Annotated in this window: 15 protein-coding genes and 1 tRNA gene; 7 read left to right on the plus strand and 9 right to left on the minus strand. The window is 69.8% G+C overall.

Annotated elements, in window-relative coordinates; all coding sequences use genetic code 11:
* Positions 1-340: 340 nt before the first annotated feature.
* Positions 341-1,225 carry a coiled-coil domain-containing protein gene (locus ACFF45_RS00470; RefSeq protein WP_381340285.1) on the plus strand — a complete coding sequence of 295 codons (885 nt, stop codon included), beginning with the start codon at positions 341-343 and terminating at the stop codon, positions 1,223-1,225.
* An 80-nt stretch (positions 1,226-1,305) separates the two neighbouring features.
* On the opposite strand, the gene ACFF45_RS00475 is transcribed toward ACFF45_RS00470, so the two are convergent.
* The 9 genes from ACFF45_RS00475 to dnaA all read right to left on the minus strand — a co-directional run bounded on the left by ACFF45_RS00475 (position 1,306) and on the right by dnaA (position 14,327).
* Positions 1,306-1,382: transfer RNA gene (locus ACFF45_RS00475), tRNA-Ile, on the minus strand.
* Positions 1,383-1,483: 101 nt separating this feature from the next.
* On the minus strand, positions 1,484-2,278 hold the full coding sequence (locus ACFF45_RS00480) for a DUF3566 domain-containing protein (RefSeq protein ID WP_381340288.1): 795 nt from the start codon (positions 2,276-2,278) through the stop codon (positions 1,484-1,486).
* An 18-nt stretch (positions 2,279-2,296) separates the two neighbouring features.
* The gene (gyrA, locus tag ACFF45_RS00485) at positions 2,297-4,888 is read right to left on the minus strand and encodes a DNA gyrase subunit A (RefSeq protein WP_381340291.1); all 2,592 of its coding nucleotides are present in this window, start codon (positions 4,886-4,888) and stop codon (positions 2,297-2,299) included.
* A gap of 42 nt (positions 4,889-4,930) precedes the next feature.
* The gene (gene gyrB / locus ACFF45_RS00490) at positions 4,931-7,015 is read right to left on the minus strand and encodes a DNA topoisomerase (ATP-hydrolyzing) subunit B (RefSeq protein ID WP_381340294.1); all 2,085 of its coding nucleotides are present in this window, start codon (positions 7,013-7,015) and stop codon (positions 4,931-4,933) included.
* Positions 7,016-7,494: 479 nt separating this feature from the next.
* On the minus strand, positions 7,495-8,025 hold the full coding sequence (locus ACFF45_RS00495; protein WP_381340297.1) for a DciA family protein: 531 nt from the start codon (positions 8,023-8,025) through the stop codon (positions 7,495-7,497).
* Positions 8,022-9,143: a DNA replication/repair protein RecF gene (gene recF / locus ACFF45_RS00500; RefSeq protein ID WP_381340299.1), complete on the minus strand. Its 1,122-nt coding sequence runs from the start codon at positions 9,141-9,143 to the stop codon at positions 8,022-8,024. The genes ACFF45_RS00495 and recF overlap by 4 nt, the downstream gene beginning before the upstream one ends.
* A gap of 39 nt (positions 9,144-9,182) precedes the next feature.
* On the minus strand, positions 9,183-10,058 hold the full coding sequence (gene gnd, locus ACFF45_RS00505; RefSeq protein WP_381340302.1) for a phosphogluconate dehydrogenase (NAD(+)-dependent, decarboxylating): 876 nt from the start codon (positions 10,056-10,058) through the stop codon (positions 9,183-9,185).
* A 204-nt stretch (positions 10,059-10,262) separates the two neighbouring features.
* The gene (gene dnaN / locus ACFF45_RS00510; RefSeq protein WP_381340305.1) at positions 10,263-11,393 is read right to left on the minus strand and encodes a DNA polymerase III subunit beta; all 1,131 of its coding nucleotides are present in this window, start codon (positions 11,391-11,393) and stop codon (positions 10,263-10,265) included.
* Positions 11,394-12,386: 993 nt separating this feature from the next.
* Positions 12,387-14,327 (minus strand): chromosomal replication initiator protein DnaA, encoded by a 1,941-nt coding sequence (gene dnaA, locus ACFF45_RS00515; protein WP_381340307.1) that lies wholly within the window; start codon positions 14,325-14,327, stop codon positions 12,387-12,389.
* Positions 14,328-14,701: 374 nt separating this feature from the next.
* On the opposite strand from dnaA, the gene rpmH reads away from it, so the two are divergent.
* The 6 genes from rpmH to rsmG all read left to right on the plus strand — a co-directional run bounded on the left by rpmH (position 14,702) and on the right by rsmG (position 18,258).
* A complete protein-coding gene (rpmH, locus tag ACFF45_RS00520; protein WP_003956500.1) occupies positions 14,702-14,839 on the plus strand; it encodes a 50S ribosomal protein L34 in 138 nt (45 codons plus the stop codon).
* A 21-nt stretch (positions 14,840-14,860) separates the two neighbouring features.
* Positions 14,861-15,232 carry a ribonuclease P protein component gene (gene rnpA / locus ACFF45_RS00525; RefSeq protein WP_381340310.1) on the plus strand — a complete coding sequence of 124 codons (372 nt, stop codon included), beginning with the start codon at positions 14,861-14,863 and terminating at the stop codon, positions 15,230-15,232.
* A complete protein-coding gene (gene yidD, locus ACFF45_RS00530; protein ID WP_381340313.1) occupies positions 15,229-15,606 on the plus strand; it encodes a membrane protein insertion efficiency factor YidD in 378 nt (125 codons plus the stop codon). Before rnpA ends, yidD begins: the two co-directional genes overlap by 4 nt.
* Before the next feature lie 3 nt (positions 15,607-15,609).
* Complete coding sequence (yidC, locus tag ACFF45_RS00535) at positions 15,610-16,908, plus strand: membrane protein insertase YidC (RefSeq protein WP_381340316.1); 1,299 nt, start codon at positions 15,610-15,612, stop codon at positions 16,906-16,908.
* 15 nt (positions 16,909-16,923) lie between these two features.
* The gene (locus ACFF45_RS00540; RefSeq protein WP_381340318.1) at positions 16,924-17,436 is read left to right on the plus strand and encodes a Jag family protein; all 513 of its coding nucleotides are present in this window, start codon (positions 16,924-16,926) and stop codon (positions 17,434-17,436) included.
* A 105-nt stretch (positions 17,437-17,541) separates the two neighbouring features.
* A complete protein-coding gene (gene rsmG, locus ACFF45_RS00545; RefSeq protein WP_381340321.1) occupies positions 17,542-18,258 on the plus strand; it encodes a 16S rRNA (guanine(527)-N(7))-methyltransferase RsmG in 717 nt (238 codons plus the stop codon).
* The last annotated feature ends 44 nt before the right edge of the window (positions 18,259-18,302 follow it).

An 18,302-nucleotide genomic window follows, 5' to 3' on the forward strand; every position in this document is an offset into this window, starting at 1 on the left:
CCTCCCCTTCCCGCTCTCTCCTCCCGCCTCTTCCGTCTCCCTTCATCCCTGTCGTCACGGCGAACTTGCGTACATCGCCACCTGCCGAGGCCCGGCCACTCCCTCAGTGGCCGGGCCCTCGTGTTCCCGGCCCACCGTGTCGATCACGTCCTGCCCCGGCCCTCAACGAGCGCCCTGCACCCGCAGACTCTGAAAAACTCGACATAAACGACGCCCCTCCGACACCGCCCCTCCGACACCGCCTCCACGACACCGCGCCTACGGCACCGCACCTACGACGAGAACTCACGAAGACTCACGACGGCCCACCGCCCCGCCCCACCCCTACGGGAGGACGCCCGTGGACTTCGACGCTGTCGCCGACGAGCTGTACGGGCTGCGCCCGGAGCACTTCACCGCCACCCGCGACACCCGTGCGGCCGAGGCCCGCACGACCGGCGACCGCGCCCTCGCGGAGCGGATCGGCGCGCTGCGCCGCCCCAGTCCGGCGGCCTGGGCGAGCAACCTCCTGGTCCGTGCACAGCCCGACCAGGTCGAACCGCTGCTGCGGCTGGGAGAGGGCCTGCGCCGGGCCCACCACGACCTGGACGGCGCCCAGCTGCGCGAACTCGTCCGGCAGCAACGCGCCCTGGTCGGCGCCCTGTCCCGGCAGGCCGCGCACCTCGCCGCACAGGCCGGCCGCCGGATCACCCCCGATGCCCAGCGGGAGGTCGAGAGGACCTTGCAGGCCGTCCTCGCCGACCCGGAGGCGGCGCGGGAGTGGGCGGCGGGCAGGCTGGTCAAGGCACTCGACGCCGCCGTCGGCTTCCCCTCGGTCGCCCAGGACGCCGTACGACGTGCTCCCGCGGTGTCCGCGGTGCCGGCGCCGGCGGCCCGCCGCGAGAGCGCGGCGGCGGAGAACCGGCGTGCGCGTCTGGCCGAGGCGCGCCAGGAGGCGGAGCACGCCGAGGGCGACCTGCGGACCGCCGAGGCGGAGTCGGCGGCGGCCGCCGGGGAAGCCGCGGACGCCCAGCAGCGGGCGGACCGGCTGCACCAGCGCGTCGGCAGCCTGACCGAGGAGCTGCGGCGGGCCGAGGAGGAACACCGACAGGCCGTGGCCGCCGAGCGTCAGGCCCGCGAACGCGCCCGCTTCGCCGACCGCCGCGTCACCGAGGCCCGCCGCCACGCCAGCTCCGCGGCCGCACGCGTGAAACGGCTGACCGAGAAAACCCACCGAACCACATGACCACCGACCGATTCCGGTCTCAGCGATACGGTCCGGCACGCGAAAGACCCCCAGCCCTAGTGGACTGGGGGTCTTCTCGCTGGTGGGGCTAACAGGATTTGAACCTGTGGCCTCATCCTTATCAGGGATGCGCTCTAACCAACTGAGCTATAGCCCCGCCGCGCTCTGCGGTGTGTCTCCCGCGCGCTGACTCCTGAAGATTAGCGCACGACCGGGGCAGTCCCAAAATCGATGGCCGCGGGACGTTTGAGGGGCTCCTCACTCGTCCTCGGCGAGCGTCAGCTCCACGCCGCCGACGAAGCCCGCGGAGAGGTTGTAGATGAACGCGCCGAGGGTCGCCAGCGCCGTCGCCAGGACGACGTCGATGACCGCGATGATCGTCGTGAACATCAGGACGTTGGGCAGCGACAGGAACGCCTGAAGGTCGAAGCCGTTCGACTCGTTCGAGCCGGTGGCCTCGGAGATCGTGCCGCCGACCGTGGAGAAGACGCCCATCGCGTCCATGACCATCCACAGCACCGCCGACGCCACGATCGTGCAGATGCCGAGCGCGATGGAGAGCAGGAAGCTGACCTTCATCACCGACCACGGGTCGGCCTTGGCCACCCGCAGCCGCGCCTTGCGCACACGCGGCGTGGTGCGGGCCCCCGTGCGCGGCCGGCGCAGCCCGCTCCCGGGAGCGGGCGTCTGGTAGGCCTGCGGCGGGTGGTACGGCCCGGAGGACTGCTGCTCCGGCTGCCGCTCGCCGGGCAGCGGGGACGCGGCCTGCGTCCCCGCCTGCTGGGCGCCCGGAGCGGCCGGGCCCGCTCCAGCCGCGTACTGCTGGGTCTGCGGGCCTCGGGTGTCCGTCACAGTTCCCCCCTGGGATCCATGAGTGTCAGGCGAGTGGGAGGACGCCTGGGCATCCTTGGCGGGCGACTTGATCGCCCGCAGCTGCGTCGTGTGCGGGTCCGTCGCAGACGCGGCGGAGCCACGGCCGCCGCCGTCCGTCTCCGCACCGGTCGAGGTACCGGCCGGGATACCGGTCGATCCGGCGCCCGTGGCTCCGCTCACGCTGACTCACTCCTCGTGCTACTCGGCCGGGGGCGCCTCGCCCTCGTCCGTGCCGGTGGTGACGGCACCCTCGGCGGTCTCGTCGGCGGCCAGATCACCGTCGACCTCCTCCGCCTCGCGTCCCGCCTCGGCGTTACGAGCGATGCCGACCACGGCATCGCGCTTGCCCAGATTGATCAGTTGGACGCCCATGGTGTCACGGCCCGTCTCCCTGACCTCGTTGACTCGCGTGCGAATCACACCACCGGACAGCGTGATGGCGAGGATCTCGTCGGTCTCCTCGACCACCAGCGCGCCGACGAGCGACCCGCGGTCCTCGACGATCTTGGCGGCCTTGATGCCGAGGCCGCCGCGACCCTGGACGCGGTACTCGTCGACGACGGTTCGCTTGGCGTACCCGCCGTCGGTGGCAGTGAACACGAACGTACCGGGTCGAACAACATTCATCGAGAGCAGTTCGTCCCCCTCGCGGAAACTCATGCCCTTGACACCCGAGGTCGCGCGTCCCATCGGCCGGAGCGACTCGTCCGTCGCGGTGAACCTGATCGACTGCGCCTTCTTGCTGATCAGCAGCAGATCGTCGTCCGGCGAGACGAGTTCGGCGCCGATCAGTTCGTCGTCGGAGCCGTCCTCCCGCTCGCGCAGGTTGATCGCGATGACACCACCCGAACGCGGCGAGTCGTAGTCCTTCAGCGAGGTCTTCTTCACCAGGCCGCCCTTGGTGGCCAGGACCAGGTAGGGCGCCGCGTCGTAGTCGCGGATCGCGAGGATCTCGGCGATCGCCTCGTCCGGCTGGAAGGCCAGCAGGTTCGCCACGTGCTGCCCGCGCGCGTCGCGGCCGGCGTCCGGCAGCTCGTACGCCTTGGCCCGGTAGACCCGGCCCTTGTTGGTGAAGAACAGCAGCCAGTGGTGGGTGGTGGAGACGAAGAAGTGGTCGACGATGTCGTCTTCCCTCAGCTTCGCCCCGCGTACGCCCTTGCCGCCGCGCTTCTGCGCGCGGTAGTCGTCCGTCTTGGTGCGCTTGACGTAACCGCCGCGCGTGACGGTGACGACGATGTCCTCCTCGGCGATCAGGTCCTCGATGGACATGTCACCGTCGTAGGGGACCAGCTGGGTCTTGCGGTCGTCGCCGTACTTCTCGACGATCGCGGCCAGCTCCTCGCTGACGATGCCGCGCTGGCGGACCGGCGAGGCGAGGATCTGGTTGTACTCGTTGATCTTGGCCTGGAGCTCGTCGTGCTCCTGGACGATCTTCTGGCGCTCCAGGGCGGCCAGCCGGCGGAGCTGCATCTCCAGGATCGCGTTCGCCTGGATCTCGTCGATCTCCAGGAGGTCCGTCAGGCCGCCGCGCGCGATCTCGACGGTGTCGCTGCGCCGGATCAGCGCGATGACCTCGTCGATGGCGTCCAGCGCCTTCAGCAGACCGCGCAGGATGTGCGCCCGCTCCTCGGCCTTGCGCAGCCGGAAGCGCGTACGGCGGACGACGACCTCGATCTGGTGGGTCACCCAGTGCCGGATGAACGCGTCCAGCGAGAGGGTGCGCGGCACTCCGTCGACCAGCGCCAGCATGTTGGCGCCGAAGTTGGTCTGCAGGTCGGTGTGCTTGTAGAGGTTGTTGAGGACGACCTTGGCGACCGCGTCCCGCTTCAGCACGATGACCAGCCGCTGGCCGGTGCGCGAGCTGGTCTCGTCGCGCACGTCGGCGATGCCGCCGATCTTGCCGTCCTTCACCAGGTCGGCGATCTTCTGCGCGAGGTTGTCCGGGTTCACCTGGTACGGCAGCTCGGTGACGACCAGGCACTGGCGGCCCTGGATCTCCTCGACCTCGACCACCGCGCGCATGGTGATCGAGCCACGGCCGGTCCGGTACGCCTCCTCGATGCCCTTGCGGCCCACGACCAGCGCGCCGGTCGGGAAGTCCGGGCCCTTGATGCGCTCGATCAGCGCGTCCAGGAGCTCCTCGTGCGAGGCCTCGGGGTTCTCCAGGTACCACTGCGCGCCGGCCGCGACCTCGCGCAGGTTGTGCGGCGGGATGTTGGTCGCCATGCCGACCGCGATGCCCGCGGAGCCGTTGATCAGCAGGTTGGGGAAGCGGGACGGCAGGACGGTCGGCTCCTGGGAGCGGCCGTCGTAGTTGTCCGTGAAGTCGACGGTCTCCTCGTCGATGTCGCGGACCATCTCCATCGACAGCGGCGCCATCTTGCACTCGGTGTAGCGCATGGCCGCGGCCGGGTCGTTGCCCGGGGAGCCGAAGTTGCCGTTGGAGTCGACGAGCGGCATCCGCATGGACCACGGCTGCGCGAGGCGGACCAGGGCGTCGTAGATGGAGCTGTCGCCGTGGGGGTGGTAGTTGCCCATGACGTCGCCGACCACGCGGGCGCACTTGTAGAAGCCGCGCTCGGGACGGTACCCGCCGTCGTACATCGCGTACAGCACGCGGCGGTGGACGGGCTTGAGGCCGTCCCGGACGTCCGGCAGCGCGCGGGAGACGATGACGGACATCGCGTAGTCGAGATACGAGCGCTGCATCTCCGTCTCGAGCCCGACGGGCTCGACACGGAGGATCTGGCCCTCTTCTTCAGGCGTGACGGGGGTGTTCTCGTCGGCCATGGCTGGTGAAGATCCTTCCTGGTGCGGTCAGCTGAGACCGACTCAGATGTCGAGGAAGCGGACGTCCTTGGCGTTGCGCTGGATGAACTGGCGGCGGGCCTCGACGTCCTCGCCCATCAGGACCGAGAACAGCTCGTCGGCCTGCGCGGCGTCGTCGAGGGTGACCTGGCCGAGGACGCGGTGCTCCTGGTCCATCGTGGTGACGCGCAGTTCCTCGGCGTTCATCTCACCGAGACCCTTGAAGCGCTGGATCGAGTCCTCCCGGATCCGCTTGCCGCGCTGGCGGCCCATCTCGATCAGCGCATCGCGCTCGCGGTCGGAGTACGCGTAGTCCACGTCCTCCCGGCCCCATTTGATCTTGTAAAGCGGGGGGCGGGAGAGGAACACGTGGCCCGCCTCGACCAGCGGCCGCATGAAGCGGAACAGGAAGGTCAGCAGCAGGGTGTTGATGTGCTGGCCGTCGACGTCGGCGTCCGCCATCAGGATGATCTTGTGGTAGCGCAGCTTCTCGATGTCGAAGTCCTCGTGCACACCGGTGCCGAAGGCGGAGATCAGCGCCTGGATCTCCTGGTTCTGCAGGATCTTGTCGATCCGCGCCTTCTCGACGTTGAGGATCTTGCCGCGGATCGGGAGGATCGCCTGGTACTCCGGGTTGCGGCCGGACTTGGCCGAGCCGCCGGCGGAGTCACCCTCGACGATGAAGATCTCGCACTTGACGGGGTCGTTCGACTGGCAGTCGGACAGCTTGCCGGGCAGCGAAGCCGTCTCCAGCAGGCCCTTGCGGCGGGTGAGGTCGCGCGCCTTGCGGGCCGCCACGCGCGCGGTGGCCGCCTGGATGCCCTTGCGGACGATGTCCGCGGCCTCGTTCGGGTTGCGGCCCAGCCAGTCGCTGAGGTGTTCGTAGACCGCCTTCTGGACGAAGGTCTTGGCCTCGGTGTTGCCCAGCTTGGTCTTGGTCTGGCCCTCGAACTGCGGCTCGCTCAGCTTGACCGAGATGATCGCCGTCAGGCCCTCGCGGATGTCGTCACCCGTGAGGTTGTCGTCCTTCTCGCGGAGCAGCTTCTTGTCGCGCGCGTACTTGTTGATCAGGTTGGTCAGCGCCGCGCGGAAGCCCTCCTCGTGGGTGCCGCCCTCGTGGGTGTGGATGATGTTGGCGAAGGAGTACACGCCCTCGCTGTAACCACTGTTCCACTGCATGGCGACCTCGAGGGACAGGCTCTTGTCCTTGTCCTCTGCTTCGAGGTCGATGACGGAGGGGTGCACCACGTCTCCCTTGCGGGAGTTGAGGTACTTCACGAAGTCGACGATGCCGCCCTCGTAGTGGTACGTGACGGTCTTGGCCTCGGCCTTCTCGTCCGCACCCGCCTCGTCCGCCCCGGAGGTGGCCTTCGCCGACTCGCGCTCATCGGTGAGTTTGATCGTCAAACCCTTGTTGAGGAACGCCATCTCCTGGAAGCGCCGCGAGAGCGTCTCGAAGGAGTAGTCGGTGGTCTCGAAGATGTCGCCGTCCGCCCAGAAGGTGACCGACGTACCGGTCTCCTCGGTGGCCTCGTGCCGGGCGAGGGGGGCCGTCGGGACGCCCATCTTGTAGTCCTGCGTCCAGCGGTGGCCGTCCGTCCTGACCTCGACCGCGACCTTCGAGGACAGGGCGTTCACCACGGAGACGCCCACGCCGTGCAGACCACCGGAGACCGCGTAACCGCCGCCGCCGAACTTGCCGCCCGCGTGCAGCACGGTCAGCACGACCTCGACGGCCGGCTTGTTCTCGGAGGGGACGATGCCCACCGGGATGCCTCGGCCGTTGTCGACGACCCGGACGCCGCCGTCGGCGAGGATCGTGACGTCGATGGTGTCCGCGTGTCCGGCCAGCGCCTCGTCGACGGAGTTGTCGACCACCTCGTACACGAGGTGGTGCAGTCCCCGCTCACCGGTCGAGCCGATGTACATGCCGGGTCGCTTGCGGACCGCGTCCAGACCCTCGAGGACGGTGATGGCGCTGGCGTCGTACGAAGCCGTGACCCCGCCGCTCGCTGCGGCGGCCGCGGCGTTCACGCCGGCGTCGGTGGACGGGATGTTCTCGTTGGGGTTGCCGGAATCGGCCACGAAGCGCCCTTTCTGGCACAGCACGAGCCGGGCTCCAGGGGATGCCCCCTTTGGGGGAGGGTTGCCGGAGCGGCTGCGGCATGTTGCGTTGGTAAGCCCTGTTCAGCGTTGCTCAGCTTTTCCCGGACGGTCCCCACGGTCGGGGCGGGATTGTCACCCAGTCTACCGGTAGCGCCGACAGTGAGGGGGGTTTGCCGGTACCTGAGTCCGCATGTGCCGCCCTGAACCAGCCTCGGCCGGGTCCCGATATAGGGAAGGGGTCTCCAAGAGGCTCACAGAGGCACTCAGCGCTTCCGGGCGTCAACCCTTCGCTACTCCGGGGCCAGGTCAGGATTCGCAACCGTGTGCGGTTGTATGACGATCGGTGCGCACCGGTGGACAACGCCGACCACGGGGCGCTGGAGATGTAACGCAGGTCACTCCTGAGACGTGACATACCTCACTCTTCGGTCGGGCGGTCACTCCGGTCGGCATCGCACGTGTGACGGCCGTCGCCCGCGGGTTCAGCCGTAGGTGTCGCCGGGGCCGGTGCTCCCCGGGGCGCGCAGGGGGCCGTAGCGCCGGGCCGGGCCGCCGGGGCCGAGCACCTTGATCGCCCTGACCGCGCCGTGGCCGAGGTCCTCGTTGAGGCGGGCGACCAGCGTGGGGGCGAGCAGCCGCAGGTTGGTGGCCCAGGCGGTGGAGTCGCAGCGCACCACCAGCACCCGCTCGTCCTCGACGTACGTCTCCGGGACGCAGTGCTTGGCCACGTCGTCGCCGACGATCTGCGGCCAGCGGCCCATCACGCCGCCCACCGCGGCCGGGGCCTCCCAGCCGCGCTCACTGATCAGCCGGTTGATCGCCGAGCCGAGCGCCATCGGGTCGCGGCCGTCGGCCCGCGCGCCGGAGCGCAGTCCGCCGCGGCGCGCCTGCTTCCTCTGCTGCGCCGCGTCGCCCCGCGCGCGTGCGGCCTCCTTCGCCGCCCGCAGCGCCACGCGCGCGAGGTCGACGCCGGAGGGCTGAGGCGTCTTCTTCACCGGCTCGTCCGCGGTCATGCGCGCTCCACCGTCCCGTCGGCCACCGTGTACCGCGCCCCCGTCAGGACACGCGGGACGTCGTCGTCGACGGCGGCCGTCACCAGCACCTGCTCGCCCGGCGCGACCAGCTCCGCCAGCCGCTCCCGGCGCCGCGTGTCCAGCTCGGCGAAGACGTCGTCGAGGATCAGCACGGGCTCGTTGCCCTCGGCGCGCAGCAGGTCGTACGCGGCCAGGCGCAGCGCCAGCGCGCAGGACCAGGACTCGCCGTGGGAGGCGTATCCCTTGGCGGGCAGCTCACCGAGTCTGAGCTGCACGTCGTCCCGGTGCGGTCCCACCAGGGTGACGCCCCGCTCGATCTCCTGCTTGCGGGCGTCCGCGAGCGCGGCCATGAGCTGTTCGAAGAGGGCCTCGCGCGCGTGGGCGTCGCCCGGGGACGACGGCTTGTACTCCAGGGTGACCGGACCGCCGCCCGGGGCCAGCTGCTCGTACGCCTTGTCGGCGAGCGGCTGGAGCGCGGAGAGCAGTTCCAGCCGCTGGGCGAGCAGCTCGGCGCCCGCGCGCGCGAGGTGCTGGTCCCAGACATCGAGGGTGGACAGGTCCACGGTCCGGCCGCCGTGCCGCCGGGCCAGCGCGGCCGTCTTCAGCAGGGTGTTGCGCTGCTTGAGGACACGGTCGTAGTCGGAGCGCACGCCGCCCATCCGCGGGGACCGGGCGGTGATCAGCTCGTCGAGGAAGCGGCGCCGCTCCCCGGGATCGCCCTTGACCAGGGCGAGGTCCTCCGGGGCGAACAGCACGGTCCGCACGATGCCCAGCACGTCACGCGGCCTGACTTGCGACGACCTGTTGACGCGGGCGCGGTTGGCCTTGCCCGGGTTCAGTTCCAGCTCGACCAGTTGCTGCCGCTCGCCCTGCCGGACCTGGGCACGGACGATCGCCCGCTCGGCGCCCACGCGGACCAGCGGGGCGTCCGAGGAGACGCGGTGGCTGCCGAGGGTGGCGAGGTAGCCGACGGCCTCGACGAGGTTCGTCTTGCCCTGGCCGTTGGGGCCGACGAAGGCGGTGACACCCGGGTCGAGCGGGACCTCGGCCCGGGCGTACGAGCGGAAGTCGGCGAGCGACAGATGCGTGACGTGCATGGTGGTGCGCCGACCTCCCCCGGCCTGCTGTGGTGCCGGTTACTTCTTCTCGACCGCGTGGCCGCCGAACTGGTTGCGCAGCGCCGCGATCATCTTCATCTGCGGCGAGTCCTCCTGCCGCGAGGCGAACCGCGCGAAGAGCGAGGCCGTGATCGCGGGCAGCGGCACGGCGTTGTCGATCGCCGCCTCCACCGTCCAGCGACCCTCACCGGAGTCCTGCGCGTAGCCGCGCAGCCCGTCCAGGTGCTCGTCCTCGTCGAGGGCGTTCACCGCGAGGTCGAGCAGCCAGGAGCGGATGACGGTGCCCTCCTGCCAGGACCGGAAGACCTCCCGGACGTCGGTCACGGAGTCGGCCTTCTCCAGCAGTTCCCAGCCCTCGGCGTAGGCCTGCATCATGGCGTACTCGATGCCGTTGTGGACCATCTTCGCGAAGTGGCCCGCGCCGACCTTGCCGGCGTGCACGGAGCCGAAGTCGCCCTCGGGCTTGAGCGCGTCGAAGATCGGCTGCACCTTGGCGACGTTCTCCGCGTCGCCGCCGTACATCAGCGCGTACCCGTTCTCCAGGCCCCAGACGCCGCCGGAGACGCCGCAGTCGACGAAGCCGATGCCCTGGGCGGCCAGCTCCCCGGCGTGCTTCTCGTCGTCCGTCCAGCGCGAGTTGCCGCCGTCCACGACGACGTCACCGGGCTCCAGCAGCTCGGCCAGCCGGTCGATGGTCGACTGGGTGGCCGCCCCGGCCGGGACCATCACCCACACCACGCGCGGGCCGCTGAGCTTGTCCACCAGCTCTTCCAGGCTGTGCACGTCGGCGAGGTCCGGGTTGCGGTCGTATCCGACGACGGTGTGGCCCGCGCGGCGGATCCGCTCGCGCATGTTGCCGCCCATCTTGCCGAGGCCGACGAGACCGAGCTCCATCAGTTGTGTTCCTTAGGTTGCGACAGGTGGTGCGAGGTGGCGTTGAGGCACTTGCGTACCCACGTCCGAGCCTAGACCCGGACGCTCGCGCACATCTGTGGGCATACGCGCTCACGCGTACGCCCTCACCTGCGGCTTCGTCCAGCCGGTGGTCCACAGGACGGCGAGGCCGGTGGATCACCGGGCCGGCGGTCCCGCCCCGCGTCAGCCGCTGAGGCGGACCGGCATGATCAGGTACTTGTACGCCTCGTCCGCCTCGGCGTCCAGCGCCGGCTTGCCGCTGAGCAGTGCGGGCTTGGTGGACGTCGTGAACGACAGCTGGGCCACCGGGGAGTCGATCGCGCTCAGGCCGTCCAGCAGGAAGGTCGGGTTGAAGGCGATCGAGATGTCGTCGCCCTCCAGCTGGGCGTCGACCCTTTCCACAGCCTGTGCGTCGTCGCTGGAGCCGGCCTCCAGGATCAGCACGCCCTGCTCGAAGCTCAGCCGCACCGGGGTGTTCCGCTCGGCGACCAGGGCCACGCGCTTGACGGCCTCGACGAAGGGCGCGGTCTCGATCACGGCGACGCTGTTGAACTCCGTCGGGAACAGCGTGCGGTACTTCGGGAGGTCGCCCTCCAGCAGGCGGGTCGTCGTCCGCCGCCCGGCGCCCTCGAAACCGATCAGGCCCTCGCCGGCGCCCGAGCCGGACAGCGCCAGCGTCACGCTGTCGCCGCTGGTCAGCGACTTGGCGGTGTCCAGGAGCGTCTTGGCGGGCACCAGGGCGACCGCTGAGGCCTCCGGGTTCTCCGGCTTCCACAGGAACTCGCGGACCGCGAAGCGGTAGCGGTCGGTGGAGGCCAGGGTGACCTTGTCGCCCTCGATCTCGATGCGCACACCGGTGAGCACGGGCAGCGTGTCGTCCCGGCCGGCGGCGATGGCGACCTGGGCGGCCGCGGCGGCGAAGACCTCGCCGGGGACCGTGCCCGTGGCGTTCGGCATCTGCGGCAGCGCCGGGTACTCCTCCACAGGCAGGGTGTGGAGGGTGAACCGGGAGGAGCCGCACACCACCGTCGCCCGTACACCGTCTGTGGAGATCTCCACCGGCCGGTTGGGGAGCGCGCGGGAGATGTCGGCGAGCAGGCGGCCGGAGACGAGGACCGTGCCCTCCTCCTCGACCTCCGCCTCCACCGACACGCGCGCGGAGACCTCGTAGTCGAAGCTCGACAGGCTCAGCTGGCCGTCCTCGGCCTTCAGCAGCAGGCCGGCGAGGACAGGCGCCGGCGGACGGGCCGGGAGGCTGCGCGCCGCCCAGGCCACGGCCTCCGCGAGTACGTCGCGTTCCACCCGGATCTTCACTGTTGCCGCCTCCTGCTGTTGCCGGCGCTTCTCGCCCTGCCTGGCTTCGTCGTCTGTCTCGGTGTCACCGGGCCCTGGGGAGGGAAGGACACCGGGACCAGTCTGACGCACCGCACTGACAGTAGGTGCCTCTCGGGGTCAAGTCGTGACGAGGGGCAGCCGGGCACCGAAGGGCGAGTTGTGCACAGGACCCCCTTCGAAACGGATTCCAGGCTCTCTATGGTCGGGAGTAGTAGTAGGGCCTGTGGATACCGTGGATAACCGCGTTTGCGCAGCTCAGAGCCGATATTTTGTCCACGGGGCCTGTGGGCGGCGGCGGTGGACAACCGGGGCCGTCTGTGGAGAAAAGAAAGTTCTGCACACCCCGTGCACAGGGCGGGGCGACTTCTCCCCAGCGCTGTCCCCAGCTTTACCCACCTTTCCCACAGCCCAACCCGGCACCCTCGTGTGACGCCTTTCACTCGCGCCGGTGACCAGGCGCGCCGGGTTGCCGAACAGTGGACAGCGCTGTGGAGAAGCTGGGGATCGCTGGGGACAACCGCCCCCAGCCTGTGGGTTGCCCGTGGACAACTCCGTGCACAGCTTGTGGACCCGTCGGCTGTCCACAGTCTGTGGAGATCGTTCGTCCACGAATCCACAACCGGCTGACCTGGTCTGATGGTCTTTCAACAGGAGCGGCTGTGGACACGGTCTGGACAACTTCGCGGTCCCCAGGATGTGGACGGGAGAAAGTCACCGAATCTGTGGAGGGCGGCCGTAACCCCGCATGGATTCGAACACCGCAGGAACGCGGAACGGCGAAGGGCGCCCCGGGGACCTCGTCCCGGAACGGCGAAGGGCGCCCCGGGGACCTCGTCCCGGAACGGCGAAGGGCGCCCCGGGGACCTCGTCCCGGAACGGCGAAGGGCGCCTCGGGGACCTCGTCCCGGAACGGCGAAGGGCGCCCCGGGGACCTCGTCCCGGAGCGCCCTCGGCGGCGTACGGAGGCTGCTGTCAGCCGTTCTTGATGCGGTTCGTCAGCTCGGTCACCTGGTTGTAGATGGAGCGCCGCTCGGCCATCAGATTGCGGATCTTGCGGTCCGCGTGCATCACCGTGGTGTGGTCACGGCCGCCGAACAGCGCGCCGATCTTCGGCAGCGACAGATCCGTCAGCTCGCGGCACAGGTACATGGCGATCTGCCGGGCCGTGACGAGCTGGCGGCCCCGCGAGCTGCCGCAGAGGTCCTCCACCGTGAGGCCGAAGTAGTCGGCGGTGGCGCTCATGATGGCCGTCGAGGTGATCTCCGGGGTGGAGTCCTCACCGCCGGGGATCAGGTCCTTCAGGACGATCTCCGTCAGGCCCAGGTCGACCGGCTGCCGGTTGAGCGAGGCGAACGCCGTCACTCTGATCAGCGCGCCCTCCAGCTCACGGATGTTCCGCGAGATCCGCGAGGCGATGAACTCCAGCACCTCCGGCGGGGCGTTCAGCTGCTCCTGCACCGCCTTCTTGCGCAGGATCGCGATCCGGGTCTCCAGCTCCGGCGGCTGGACGTCCGTGATCAGGCCCCACTCGAAACGGTTCCGCAGCCGGTCCTCCAGCGTCACCAGCTGCTTCGGCGGCCGGTCGCTGGACAGCACGATCTGCTTGTTCGCGTTGTGCAGCGTATTGAAGGTGTGGAAGAACTCCTCCTGCGTCGACTCCTTGTCCGCCAGGAACTGGATGTCGTCGACCAGCAGGATGTCCATCTCGCGGTACCGCTTGCGGAAGCTGTCGCCCTTGCCGTCGCGGATGGAGTTGATGAACTCGTTGGTGAACTCCTCCGAGCTCACGTACCGCACGCGCGTACCCGGGTACAGGCTCCGCGCGTAGTGTCCGATCGCGTGCAGCAGGTGCGTCTTGCCGAGCCCGGACTCCCCGTAGATGAACAGCGGGTTGTACGCCTTCGCCGGCGCCTCCGCGACGGCCACGGCGGCGGCGTGCGCGAAGCGGTTCGACGCGCCGATGACGAACGTGTCGAAGAGGTACTTGGGATTCAGCCGCGCCGTCGGCTCGCCGGGGCCGGTCGCCGGCGCGGGCTGCGCGGCCAGCGGGCCGGGGGCGCCGCCGGACATCGGCAGCGCGGTGCCGCCCGGGCCGCGGTGCACCTGGCCGCCGGCCGGCGGCTCGGGACGCTCGCGGCGGGCGTCGCGCTGGTCGTAGTCGCCGCGCGACGGCTCGTACTCGGAGCGCGGCTGATCGTACGCCCGTTCGCGACCCTGCGGGCGGTACTCCTGGGCGGGCACGCCGTAGGAGTCGCGGGAGGGGGCGCCGTAGGGGTCCGGGGAGCCGTACGCGTCCGGTGAGCCGTAGGAGTCCGGTGAGCCGTACGGCTCCTGCGACGGGCTCGCGTAGGGGTCCCGTTCCGGGAAGCCCAGGCGCGGCTGCTGCCAGCCGTACTCGTCCTGCGCCGGCCGCGGCCAGGCGCCGGGCTCCGGTCGCTGGTACTCCGACGGGTAGGCCGGGCGCGGGCTGGGGAGCTGGTCGCCGGGCGAGCCCGGGAGCTGCTCGGCGCGGTGCTCGGTGCGATGCTCGGCGCGGTGGCGGCCGTACCCCTCGTACTGCCCGGACGACGGGAGCTCGGGCTCCTCGTAGCGCTGCTGGGGCTGGACGGGGGGTGCCGGCGGGGCGGGCGGCTCGCCCGCGGAGTCGTCGACGGTGATCGCGATCCGGATCGGCCGGCCGCACTCGCGGCTCAGCGTCTCGCTCACGACGGGGGCGAGACGGCCTTCCAGGACACCCTTCGCAAACTCGTTCGGTACGGCGAGCAGGGCGGTGTCGGCGACCAGCGCCAGCGGCTGGCAGCGCCGGATCCAGTGCTCGTCCTTGGCCTCGACGCCCTGCCCACGGCCCTCACCGAGAAGCTGCTCCAGTACGCGTGGCCACACTGCGGCAAGATCGGCAGGTACGTCAGCCACAGGGCACGCTCTCTCACAGGTCCCACGAACGTGTGGTTGTGGGACGGCTCGGGATGTAAATCGGGTCGGGCGGGGATAAGGGAACGAATCGGAGTCCAGCCACGGTAGTCAGCGCGACGGCTGCGGTTCAAGTTGTTGTCCCCAGGCTGTGGACAGTGTCCCCCCGGACCCCTGGTTTGACCGAATGGCGCAGCCGCGCGTACCGTAACCAGGTCGAGTTGTCGATGGCTGCTGCCGCCTGCCTCCGATGGGCACAGATCGCGTCAAGGTGATCGGAAAGCGGTGCACTCGGGCGTAACGCGAGCTACTCGTGGGCGCACGGTGACAGCCAGGACGGCACCCCGCCAACCCCGATACTTTTCTGGAGCCCCCGAGTGAGCAAGCGCACCTTCCAGCCGAACAACCGTCGTCGCGCCAAGACCCACGGCTTCCGGCTGCGTATGCGCACCCGTGCCGGCCGCGCGATTCTCGCGTCCCGCCGTAGCAAGGGTCGCGCCCGTCTGTCCGCCTGATCCCGATCAGGTCATGACGTCGTGCTGCCCACCGAGAACCGGCTGAGGCGGCGCGAGGACTTCGCGACCGCGGTACGACGAGGGCGCCGGGCAGGCCGCCCGCTCCTCGTCGTCCACCTTCGTAGCGGTGCCACGGACCCGCACGCGCCTGGGGAGAGCGCTCCCCCGACGCGTGCGGGTTTCGTCGTCAGCAAGGCTGTGGGCGGCGCGGTCGTGCGCAACACGGTCAAGCGCCGACTGCGCCATCTCATGCGTGACCGGGTCGGCCTGCTGCCCCCCGGTAGCCTGGTAGTCGTACGAGCGCTGCCCGGTGCGGGTGACGCCGACCATGCACAACTGGCCCGAGACCTGGACGCCGCCCTTCAGCGGCTGCTGGGAGGGGGCGCGCGATGAAGTACCCGCTGCTGGCGCTGATCAAGCTCTACCAGTGGACCATCAGCCCGCTGCTCGGGCCGGTGTGCAAGTACTACCCGTCGTGTTCCCACTACGGCTACACGGCCATCGACCGGCACGGTGCCCTCAAGGGCACCGCACTCACGGCCTGGCGCATCCTGCGTTGCAATCCGTGGTCGCTGGGCGGGGTGGACCATGTCCCGCCGCGCAAGCGCCCGCGGTGGCACGAGATGCTGCGCGACGCCTGGAGCGCACGCAAGGGCGGGCCCTCCGCCGCCGAAACGGCCACCGAAGAGAATGTCTCTCCGAGTCCTTCGAGCGACGTCCCTTCGAGCCCGGCCGCAGAGACCCCGTCCCATGCCCAAGGAGCATGATTAGTGGACACGATTGCCAGCCTCTTCAGCTTCATCACCACACCCGTCTCATGGGTCATCGTCCAGTTCCATTCGCTGTACGGTGCGCTCTTCGGCCCTGACACGGGCTGGGCCTGGGGCCTGTCCATCGTGTCGCTGGTGATCCTGATCCGCATCTGCCTGATCCCGCTCTTCGTGAAGCAGATCAAGGCGACCCGGGCCATGCAGACGCTCCAGCCCGAGATGAAGAAGATCCAGGAGCGCTACAAGAACGACAAGCAGCGTCAGTCCGAAGAGATGATGAAGCTGTACAAGGAGACGGGCACCAACCCGCTCTCCTCGTGCCTTCCCATCCTGGCGCAGTCGCCGTTCTTCTTCGCCCTGTACCACGTGCTCAACAGCATCGCGTCGAACGACACCATCGGCGTGATCAACGACCGGCTGCTGGAGAGCGCGCAGAAGGCCCACATCTTCGGCGCTCCGCTCGCCGCTAAGTTCACCGACGGCGCGGACAAGGTCGAGGCGCTCGGCTCCTCGATCACCGATGTGCGGGTCGTCACGGCGATCATGATCGTCCTGATGTCGCTGTCGCAGTTCTACACGCAGCGCCAGCTGATGACGAAGAACGTCGACACCTCGGTGAAGACGCCGTTCATGCAGCAGCAGAAGATGCTGATGTACGTCTTCCCGGTCATGTTCGCCGTCTTCGGCATCAACTTCCCGGTCGGTGTCCTCGTCTACTGGCTGACCACCAACCTGTGGACCATGGGCCAGCAGATGTACGTCATCCACAACAACCCGACCCCGGGTTCCAAGGCCCAGGCCGCCTACCTGGACCGCCTGTACAAGCACGTCACGCACCACGGCAAGACCCGCAACCGGCGCGAGCGTGCCATCGTCAAGGCCATCGTCGCCAAGGGCCGGGACCGCAACGACTACGAGCGCAAGTTCATCAACGGTCTGAGCAAGGCCGGTCTCGCGGCCCAGTCCGACGGCGCCGTCGTGAAGAGCGAGGCCGCCGTGGCCACCGTGACCGAGGACGGTACGCCGACCACCACCACTGCCGCCGCCGCGCAGCGGCGGCAGCAGCCCAAGCGGCAGCCCAAGTCCAAGCGCCAGGCCGCCGGCGGCCCCAAGCCCGCGGGCGGCGTCGAGAAGACCTCCGCGTCGTCGACTTCGCTGAGCAAGTCCGACGAGCCGCAGGACGCCGAGCCGACGGAGTCCGCCGGCAAGGCGGCGCCCAAGTCCGGCGGGGGCCGCAGCCGGGCCCAGTCCGGCCAGCGCAAGGGCCCGCAGCGCCCCAAGTCCTCGTCCAAGAAGTAAGAAGGAGTCCATCCCGTGACGGAAGGCACCACCTCCGCCGCTGCCGAGGGTGCAGACACCCTGACCCGCCTGGAGCAGGAGGGCGAGATCGCGGCGGACTACCTGGAAGGTCTGCTGGACATCGCCGATCTCGACGGCGACATCGACATGGACGTCGAGGGTGACCGCGCCGCTGTCTCGATCATCAGCGACACGGGAAGCCGTGACTTGCAGAAGCTGGTCGGCCGGGACGGCGAGGTGCTGGAGGCGCTCCAGGAGCTCACGCGCCTGGCCGTGCACCGGGAGACCGGTGACCGCAGCCGGCTGATGCTGGACATCGCGGGCTACCGCGCCAAGAAGCGCTCCGAGCTCTCCGAGCTGGGCGCCAAGGCCGCCGCCGATGCCAGGAACAGCGGCGAGCCCGTGAAGCTCAAGCCGATGACGCCGTTCGAGCGCAAGGTCGTGCACGACGCCGTCAAGGCCGCGGGGCTGCGCAGCGAGTCCGAGGGCGAGGAGCCGCAGCGGTTCGTCGTCGTGCTGCCCGCCTGAGCGGTCCCACGCTCCACCGGCCCCGTCTGTTGCGCAGGCGGGGCCGGTCTTTGTCAGCCTGGTAGTCAGCGCGTGCGCGCTGGAGGGTACGGAAGGACGGTCCCCGTGACGGAGGCAGCGGAGCTCCCCCCCGCTCCCGAGGAAGCCCGGGCGGTATTCGGTGATCGCTTCGCGGACGCGGTCCGGTACGCGGAGCTGCTCGCCGAGGCAGGTGTGCAGCGAGGGCTCATCGGCCCGCGCGAGGTGCCCCGCCTGTGGGAGCGGCACCTGCTGAACTGTGCGGTGCTCTCGGAGGTGGTGCCCGAGGCCGTCACCGTCTGCGATGTCGGCTCCGGCGCCGGTCTGCCCGGCATCCCGCTGGCCCTGGTCCGCGAGGACCTCAAGATCACGCTGCTGGAGCCCCTGCTGCGTCGGACGAACTTCCTCACCGAGGTCGTCGAGCTGCTCGGCCTGGACCACGTCACCGTGGTCCGGGGCCGCGCCGAAGAGGTCATGGGCACGCTCCAGCCGGTCCATGTGGTGACGGCGCGGGCCGTGGCCCCGCTGGACCGACTGGCCACCTGGGGCATTCCGCTGCTGCGGCCCTACGGCGAGATGCTCGCACTCAAGGGCGACACCGCCGAGGAGGAGCTCAAGGCCGCGTCCACCGCGCTGAGCAAGCTCGGCGCGGTGAGCACGTCCATCCTGCATGTGGGTGAGGGCGTGGTGGATCCCCTGTCCACGGTGGTGCGCGTCGAGGTGGGGGAGAGCCCGGGCGGTGTGCGCTTCGCTGCCAAGCGGGCGAAGGCGGCGCGGACGGGACGGGTGCGCCGGCGCCGCTGATCCGTCCTGAGGACGAGACGTACTCCACACAAGCTGCCGAACCT

The sequence above is a fragment of the Streptomyces cinereospinus genome (genome assembly GCF_042430725.1).
Lineage (GTDB): Bacteria > Actinomycetota > Actinomycetes > Streptomycetales > Streptomycetaceae > Streptomyces > Streptomyces cinereospinus.

Bases quoted from the DNA above. Each gene is read 5' to 3' on its own strand.
- gyrA (WP_381340291.1), bottom strand. From the start codon at position 4,888: ATGGCCGACGAGAACACCCCCGTCACGCCTGAAGAAGAGGGCCAGATC.
- recF (WP_381340299.1), bottom strand. From the start codon at position 9,143: ATGCACGTCACGCATCTGTCGCTCGCCGACTTCCGCTCGTACGCCCGG.
- gnd (WP_381340302.1), bottom strand. From the start codon at position 10,058: ATGGAGCTCGGTCTCGTCGGCCTCGGCAAGATGGGCGGCAACATGCGC.
- ACFF45_RS00495 (WP_381340297.1), bottom strand. From the start codon at position 8,025: ATGACCGCGGACGAGCCGGTGAAGAAGACGCCTCAGCCCTCCGGCGTC.
- yidD (WP_381340313.1), top strand. From the start codon at position 15,229: ATGAAGTACCCGCTGCTGGCGCTGATCAAGCTCTACCAGTGGACCATC.